This window comes from Nocardia anaemiae NBRC 100462, assembly GCF_001612725.1.
Lineage (GTDB): Bacteria > Actinomycetota > Actinomycetes > Mycobacteriales > Mycobacteriaceae > Nocardia > Nocardia anaemiae.
In genome coordinates this window covers 1-651 of sequence record NZ_BDAZ01000131.1, presented here as the reverse complement: position 1 = coordinate 651, position 651 = coordinate 1, and the positions used below count along the sequence as shown (strand labels likewise).

Below are 651 nucleotides of genomic sequence, written 5' to 3'. Positions count from 1 at the left end.
CGGTCGGTGCGTCGGAGGCGGATGTGTTGCCGCTGCTTATCGGTGGGGTGTCGATCGCGGCGGTGAATGGTCCATCGTCGGTGGTGCTTTCCGGTGTCGAAGATGATGTCGCCGCTGTTGTCGAGGCGTGTGTCGAGCGTGGGTGGCGCACACACCGATTGCGGGTTTCGCATGCTTTCCATTCGGTGTTGATGGAGCCGATGCTGGCCGAATTCGCCTCGGCGATAGAAGGTTTGACGTTCGCGCCACCGAGCATTCCACTGGTGTCGACGGTCACAGGTGCCCGAATCACCGATGAGATGACTGATCCGTCGTATTGGGTGGGGCAGGTTCGTGAGACGGTGCGATTCGCTGATGCGGTCGCCGCGATGGCGGATTCGGGTGTTTCGAGGTTTGCCGAGGTCGGGCCTGATGCGGTGCTGACTCCGATGATCGCCCAGACACTCGACGACGCGCAGGCGGGTGCGGGTGCTGTGGCTCCTGTGCTGGCGCCTTTGGCACGTCGTGGTCGGGCGGATGTGTCGGCTGCGTTGGGCGGGGTTGCCGGATTGTTTGTTGCTGGTGCTCACGTTGATTGGGCCGGTTTGTATACCGGTACCGGTGCTCAGCGGATCGATTTGCCCACCTATGCCTTCCAGCGCCAGCGGTACT

The 651-nt window shown here is 62.5% G+C and carries 1 protein-coding gene; it reads left to right on the top strand.

The window, feature by feature from the left end; all coding sequences use genetic code 11:
• Window positions 1–23: 23 nt before the first annotated feature.
• Window positions 24–651, top strand: a 628-nt coding sequence (locus tag NA5_RS38735; protein ID WP_245672692.1) for an acyltransferase domain-containing protein, incomplete at its 3' end; no start/stop codon positions are given.